The following is a 6749-nucleotide window of genomic DNA, read 5'->3' as shown; positions in this document are numbered from 1 at the left end:
GATAATAAATAAATGATTTATTTTTTAATTTATTTAAGTATCTTGTATTGACAAAAATCCACACAAGTTGTTCTTTAGTTTGGATTTTAAATAGTTGTTGAACACTGTCGTCCAGTTGTTCAATGAGTTGCGTATTATATACGCTTTTAATTGTTTGTCAAGGGGTTTTAAAGATTTAAATTAAAAATTTTTATTTAAACTTTATTAACCCAGCAAATCAACCTAAGTGATTGATTTAGCTCAAGTTTTTTATTACTTGGCTTGCTTGAGTGGTGCGTATTATACGCACCAGAATTCATGTTGTAAAGGGGTTTTTTGGGGGATTGGGAATAAAGTTTGTAAGTTGTTGATTTTAGGGGGATTGTTTTTAAAAAATTTTTTGGCAGTATTTTATGCAAGCCAAATTATACAAATCTCTCATAAATACTTGCTTACATATCGTTCATTTGCATCATAAAAACCGTGGCTACTTACCTGTAGCAAGTAGTGGTGGAAAAGATTCTTTTGGTTGTCATACCAACAGCAAAACAGGCGTTTATCACTGCCATTAAACCAAATAAAAACCCAAGCATCTGCTTGGGTTTTGCATCAATATTTCGGTCAAAGTCTAAGCCTTGATACAGCTAAGCCTAGCCACGATAAGCAAACTTGGGGTCAGCGGCTGCCGTAAATAACACATCGGTAGATGAATTCAGTGCCGTTTCGGCAGAGTCTTGCACAACGCCAATAATAAAGCCGATAGCAACCACTTGCATGGCGATATCATTTGGGATATTAAACAAGCTGCACGCCACAGGAATCAACAGTAGCGAACCGCCAGCGACACCAGAAGCACCACAAGCTGACACACTGCCAACAATCGCAAGCAATAACGCCGCCCCAAAACTCACCTCAATGCCCAGCGTGTGTGCCGCTGCCAAAGTTAGCACATTAATGGTGATTGCCGCTCCTGCCATATTGATGGTCGCCCCCAAAGGAATGCTGACCGAATAGGTTTCTTCTGACAAGCCCAGTTTGCGAGCAAGGTTCATATTCACAGGAATGTTTGCCGCCGATGAGCGAGTAAAAAATGCCGTAACGCCAGACTCTCGCAAGCAAGTTAGCACCAGCGGATACGGATTTTTGCGGGTGATGGCAGCGACAATCAGTGGATTGACCACCAAGGCAATAAACAGCATCGACCCAACCAGCACGCCAAGTAATCTGGCATAGCTCATCAATGCCTCAAGTCCTGTCTCGGCAACGGTAGACGCAACCAAACCAAGAATACCAAATGGAGCCAGTGCAATAATCCACTTCACCACGCTGGTAATCGCCACGCCCAAATCCGACACCACTTGACGCGTGGTATCACCAACAGAGCGTAATGCCAAGCCAATTAGCACTGCCCAAGTTAAAATACCCATATAATTGGCATTGGCAAGCGATGAAACAGGATTGGCAACCAAATTCATCACCAGATTGGTCAATACCTCTTTTAAGCTCTGAGGGGCGGATTGCTCGACTGCCGAAACATTTAGCACAAGCTCCACTGGGAACATAAAACTTGCCCCAACCGCCACCAAGGCTGCTGCAAATGTGCCAACCAGATACAATAATAAAATCGGCTTGATGCGTGTATCAGCACCAACTTGCTGACCTGACACTGCCGCCAAAACCAGCACAAATACCAATATAGGGGCTACCGCCTTTAATGCACCGACAAATACCGAGCCTAAGATGCCAAGCGACAATCCCAGCTCGGGTGTCAATGCACCAATTATCGTGCCAAGTATCAATGCCGCAATAATCATCGGCACCAATCCCAAACGCATATAGGCATTCGCAATAGAACGCATAATTACTCCTAAGTTTCATACGAGCAAAGCTGATCTAAGCTGGACTGATGGTTTCAACCAACAAGCCCATTGCAACATTGTACAAATGCCACCAACACAGCGATTGGCTGATAAACTGGTTTCAACTTTGGCTTTGCAACAAAATAACACGCCTGACAACTTGCATTTATCTCTTATTGTTTTTGTAACTCATGTTGAGTCTGCGTTAATATACCATTTTTTTGTCATAAAGTCAGAATTTGTTGGCTTGGCAGGCACATCGCCCAAAATTTGCCCATAATCTTATCAAAAGTCAATCACTGTCATCATACAGTGGCAAATAATTTTTGTGATATTTATCTGATACTTACAATCCATCTGCTGATTTATCAGAAGAAAAATTTTCCAAATCCAGCTCAAATTCTGACTCAAAACGCATCATCTCACCTGTTATCGGATCAACAAATGACAATCGCTTGGCAAGCAGCTGCAAGGGCTTGCTAAAATCATCATCGGCTCGGTGGCGAATCACAGGATAAAAACTGTCATGGCAGATGGCAAGACCCAGATAATTCATATGCACACGCAACTGATGCAGCTTGCCTGTGGTGGGTCGCAGTTGATATTTGCACCACTTGCCATCACGGCTTATTTGCAATGGCTCAATCAGCGTATGTGTATTTGGTTCGCCCTGTCCCACTTTCATGGTATAAAACGGCTCACCACGCTCAAGTGGCAACGCAAGCGATAAAGGAAAATGGTGCTGCTCGCTAGCAGGAGCGATGGCATGATAGCATTTGTCTATTGCACGATTGGCGAATAATTGCTGATATGTCGTGCGAGCCTTTGGCGTTTTGGCAAACAAAATCACGCCTGCCGTCTCCCTGTCCAAACGATGCACAGGCGAGATATTGGCATTGCCCGTTTGTGCCTTTAGCCGTGCCAAAAGCGTTTGTTGCACATAACGCCCTGCTGGTGCCACCGTCAAAAAATGCGGCTTATCCACCACCAGCAGTTCGTCATTTTCATAAATAATCCGATGGGCAAATGGCACAATCGTCTCACACGCCAGCTGCCGATAATAAGAAATGGTCAAGCCATGCTGATAAGGACTGTCCTGCGTCAGCACCTTGCCTTCGTGCAGCACCAAGCCTTGCTCAAAGCGACCACGCCATTCATCAGGGGTGATGTGGGGGAATTTTTGGCACAAATAGGTAAAAATGGTCGGCACGGTTTGGGCAAGTTTTGGCAAATATAACTTGCTTGGCGATATGCCTTGTCGCATCAAGCCATCTGCCTGCTGGCTACTTGGCATGAGCGATACAATAGGCGGTATATGGCACAGCCTTTAGGCGATTGTCGTCAATTTTTTCTGCACATTCCACGCAGATGCCGTACTCGCCCAGCTCAATACGCCGCAATGCTGCATTGACCTGTGCCAAACCTTGTTCCGCCTCAATCAAGAGAGCCTTACGCATCTCATCACGACTGGCAGCCACTGCCTGATCGTCCCAGTGTCGCTGTAGCTGATCTTGGGGGTGGCTGATGTGGTCGCTGATTTTGTCAATGCGTGCTTGGTACTCTTGTTTAAGCGTTTGTAATGCCTGCTCATACTGATGCAATTGTGTCATGATATCTCCTTATTGGCGGCGGTTTTCTTTGGCAAGGTTTGTTGCTCAATTCTCCATCGCTTAATTGTTAAGGCAAATCATTCCTTGCCTTGTGTCAATTATTCATGAATTTATCAAAAAACGCAAGACCGCACACCACAATTGACCATTTTGGTAGGTTTGTAAGAAATTTCTTACAAAAATTGGCGAAATTTGCCACTGTGTTTTGTCATGGCAATTTGGCATAATAGCACCATCAGCACAGGAAATGGCAACGATGCCACACGGAGGATTTGCTGTCGGTGTATGGAGGCACATTAGGGAGCCGCAAAGTATTGCACAAAACCACAAGTGATGAGCTTGTGGTTTTTTATTGCAGGTCTGTCAAGCAATCCTACTGACTGTCTAATAGCTGTCCGTATACCCCTAGACTTGCGACAAATTCCTTGAGCCGTGCCGCATCCAGCCTAACTGTCGCACAGACATCAAGTGCATAATCAACCTGCAACATCTCGCCACCTGCCGCCAAGACCAAATACCGCAACTGTGCCTCGTGAGCAAAACTGGTCTTAATACGCAGTGTCGTCTGTGGCACGAACTGGCTTAGCACCATCTGATCAACCACCATCTGTGCCGCTGTCGCATAAGCACGCGTCAGCCCGCCAGCACCCAATTTAATACCGCCAAAATACCGCACAACCACAATCAGACAATTGCCAATCGCCTTGTGCTGTAGCACGCTTAAAATCGGCCGACCTGCTGTACCATTTGGCTCACCATCATCATCAAACCCTGCACTGGTGGTGTTGTGCGGATCGCCGATGATATAACCATAGCAATGATGGCGTGCATCAGGGTACTGCTGCCTTAAGTGCTGCACCCACGCCAACAGCTGCTCTCGTGTCTGTATCGGATAAGCAAAAGCCAAAAACTCACTTTTTTTGATTTCATAAGTCGCCGTGCAGGGCAAACTTAGCGTCTGATAGCTCACAACACACTCTTTGATGACAAAATGCCATTGTCCCACATTTTGATAATTTATACAATTTTTTGCCCAAATTTGCCAATCTTTGGGCAATTCAGACCACCCACAGGCACTCTTAGCTTGATTATCACCACAAATCAAGCAGACAATGGCAAAATATGCTAAACTCATGCTTTGATTGTCTTATTGAGAAAAACCATGCGATTGGATAAATTTTTAAGCAAAGCCACCGAATTATCTCGTAAAGATGCCAAAAAAGTGCTACACGCTGGCGAAATTACAGTAAACAACACCATCATCAAAGATGGCAGCCATCATATTGACACCACCTGCGATGAGGTGCTGTGGGCGGGCGAACCATTATCGGTCGCTGATGGCAATCGATATATTTTGTTGTACAAGCCTGATGGCTTTGAATGCACCCTAAAACCCAAAGAATATCCGATTGTTACCGATTTAATTGCCGTGCCTGAGGTGGCAAATTTGCGTATCGCAGGCAGGCTCGATGTGGACACCACAGGAGCATTGCTACTGTCTGACGATGGTGCATGGCTTCACCGTGTTACCAGCCCAAAAAGCCATCAGCCCAAACGCTACGAAATCACACTTGCCGACCCGATGGACAGTCAAGCCCAAGCCGTCGCCATCAAGCAGGTGGCAAATGGCATCTTGCTTGAATCAGAAACCGAAAAAACCCGCCCTGCAAAACTGTCATTTGTTGATGAAACGCACGCCGTGCTGACACTAACCGAAGGCAAATACCACCAAGTCAAACGCATGATGGCATATTTTGGCAACAAAGTTGTCGCCCTGCACCGTGCCAGCATTGGCACCATCACGCTTGACGGATTGCAAATGGGCGAATGCCGTTTTTTGCGTGCTGATGAAATTGCCCAATTTTGATAAATTTCTTGCGACACTTTCAAGGTTTCATGTGAAACGCTTGATAAGTTGGCAAAATCTTCACCCTAGGCCATAAAAATTTGGCAAAATCAGCAAAAGCTGGCAAGATTTATTATTTTGACTTGATAAATCGCTCAATTGGCACCATATTGAGCGATATTTTTATTTTTTATAATTTTTTGATAATGAGTATGACAAATGAGCAATGATTTTTATAGCACGCTGGGTGTCAGTCGCAGTGCGGACGAAAAAGAAATCAAAAAAGCCTTTCGCAAATTGGCAATGAAATATCACCCAGACCGCAACCCAGACAATCCCGAAGCCGAAGAAAAGCTCAAAGAGGCCACCAAAGCCTACGAAACGCTTAGCGATCCTGAAAAACGAGCCACTTATGACCGTGTCGGACACGCTGCCTATGAACAAGGCATGGGTGCAGGCGGCTTTGGCGGTGGTGGTTTTGGTGGCTTTGGCGGTGGCGATTTTAATGATATTTTTGGCGACCTATTTGGTCAGGCATTTGGTGGGGGCTTTGGCGGTGGCAGCTCACGCCGTCAAGCACGACAAGGAGCGAACCTGCTGTATAACATCAGCCTAACCCTTGAGGAAGCTGTCAAAGGTTGCAAAAAACAAATCACTTACCAAACTTCGGTTGCCTGTGGCAGCTGTCATGGCAAAGGTGCAGCCAAAGATAGCGACATCGTTACCTGTGGCAGCTGTCATGGTCAAGGTCAGGTGCGTATGCAACAAGGGTTCTTTGTCATGCAACAAACCTGTCCTGACTGTCAAGGCACGGGCAAACAAATCAAAACCCCTTGCCCAGATTGCCATGGTGTCGGCAAAAAACAAGAGCAACAAACGCTGGAGATTAGCATTCCTGCTGGTGTTGATGACGGCGACCGCGTGCGTCTGGCAGGCAAGGGTGAGGCTGGCAAAAATGGCTCACCAAGCGGCGATTTGTTTGTCGAGGTGCGTGTCAAACCACATGATATCTTTACGCGTAATGGTGCTGACTTGCACATGGAAGTCCCTGTTTCTATGGTATCGGCAGCTTTGGGCGATGAAATCGAAATTCCCACTTTGGACGGGAAAATCAAAATCAAAATCGCCGAGGGAACGCAATCAGGCAAAATGCTGCGAGTGCGTGGCAAGGGCGTAACCACTGTGCAGGGACGAATGCAGGGTGATTTGATTTGCCGAATCATCGTCCAAACACCTGTCAATCTTAACAATGAACAAAAAGACCTGCTCAAGCAGCTACAAGCAACCTTGGGCAGTAACAACAGCAGCAGCGAAGCCAAGAAAAAAGGCTTTTTTGACAAAGTCAAAGACGACCTAAAAGACCTGTTTGATTGATACCACAAAAGCCCCATAGTTGGGGCTTTTTGTTGTCTTAATGCTTTGGTGGGATATTTGCCAAAACCACTTAACAAGACC

The 6749-nt window shown here is 45.7% G+C and carries 7 protein-coding genes; 3 read left to right on the top strand and 4 right to left on the bottom strand.

Annotated features, from left to right (window positions below; translation table 11 throughout):
- The first annotated feature begins 392 nt into the window (after positions 1 to 392).
- Positions 393 to 551: a YHYH domain-containing protein gene (locus tag BW928_RS12205; RefSeq protein WP_143821454.1), complete on the top strand. Its 159-nt coding sequence runs from the start codon at positions 393 to 395 to the stop codon at positions 549 to 551.
- 78 nt (positions 552 to 629) lie between these two features.
- Here BW928_RS12205 and sstT read toward each other — a convergent pair whose 3' ends face one another.
- From sstT to BW928_RS02735, 4 genes are all read right to left on the bottom strand, one after another.
- A complete protein-coding gene (gene sstT / locus BW928_RS02755; protein ID WP_076554696.1) occupies positions 630 to 1838 on the bottom strand; it encodes a serine/threonine transporter SstT in 1209 nt (402 codons plus the stop codon).
- Positions 1839 to 2184: 346 nt separating this feature from the next.
- Positions 2185 to 3132 (bottom strand): pseudouridine synthase, encoded by a 948-nt coding sequence (locus BW928_RS02745; RefSeq protein WP_200800825.1) that lies wholly within the window; start codon positions 3130 to 3132, stop codon positions 2185 to 2187.
- A complete protein-coding gene (locus tag BW928_RS02740; RefSeq protein WP_076554694.1) occupies positions 3122 to 3448 on the bottom strand; it encodes a TraR/DksA family transcriptional regulator in 327 nt (108 codons plus the stop codon). Before BW928_RS02740 ends, BW928_RS02745 begins: the two co-directional genes overlap by 11 nt.
- A gap of 373 nt (positions 3449 to 3821) precedes the next feature.
- Positions 3822 to 4418 carry an IMPACT family protein gene (locus tag BW928_RS02735; protein WP_076554721.1) on the bottom strand — a complete coding sequence of 199 codons (597 nt, stop codon included), beginning with the start codon at positions 4416 to 4418 and terminating at the stop codon, positions 3822 to 3824.
- Between the two features lie 192 nt (positions 4419 to 4610).
- Here BW928_RS02735 and BW928_RS02730 point away from each other — a divergent pair, with 192 nt between their 5' ends.
- Together BW928_RS02730 and dnaJ are read left to right on the top strand one after the other, a co-directional pair.
- Positions 4611 to 5315: a pseudouridine synthase gene (locus tag BW928_RS02730; protein ID WP_076554693.1), complete on the top strand. Its 705-nt coding sequence runs from the start codon at positions 4611 to 4613 to the stop codon at positions 5313 to 5315.
- Between the two features lie 198 nt (positions 5316 to 5513).
- Positions 5514 to 6668: a molecular chaperone DnaJ gene (gene dnaJ / locus BW928_RS02725; protein WP_076554692.1), complete on the top strand. Its 1155-nt coding sequence runs from the start codon at positions 5514 to 5516 to the stop codon at positions 6666 to 6668.
- Positions 6669 to 6749: the final 81 nt, after the last annotated feature.

Origin of the sequence: Moraxella cuniculi DSM 21768, assembly GCF_900156515.1 — a bacterium.
Classification (GTDB): domain Bacteria; phylum Pseudomonadota; class Gammaproteobacteria; order Pseudomonadales; family Moraxellaceae; genus Moraxella; species Moraxella cuniculi.
Note: the sequence above shows the minus strand (reverse complement) of the source record. Positions and strands in the feature narration are given on the sequence as shown.

Bases quoted from the DNA above. Each gene is read 5' to 3' on its own strand.
- BW928_RS12205 (WP_143821454.1), top strand. From the start codon at position 393: ATGCAAGCCAAATTATACAAATCTCTCATAAATACTTGCTTACATATC.
- sstT (WP_076554696.1), bottom strand. From the start codon at position 1,838: ATGCGTTCTATTGCGAATGCCTATATGCGTTTGGGATTGGTGCCGATG.
- BW928_RS02745 (WP_200800825.1), bottom strand. From the start codon at position 3,132: ATGCCAAGTAGCCAGCAGGCAGATGGCTTGATGCGACAAGGCATATCG.
- BW928_RS02740 (WP_076554694.1), bottom strand. From the start codon at position 3,448: ATGACACAATTGCATCAGTATGAGCAGGCATTACAAACGCTTAAACAA.
- BW928_RS02730 (WP_076554693.1), top strand. From the start codon at position 4,611: ATGCGATTGGATAAATTTTTAAGCAAAGCCACCGAATTATCTCGTAAA.
- dnaJ (WP_076554692.1), top strand. From the start codon at position 5,514: ATGAGCAATGATTTTTATAGCACGCTGGGTGTCAGTCGCAGTGCGGAC.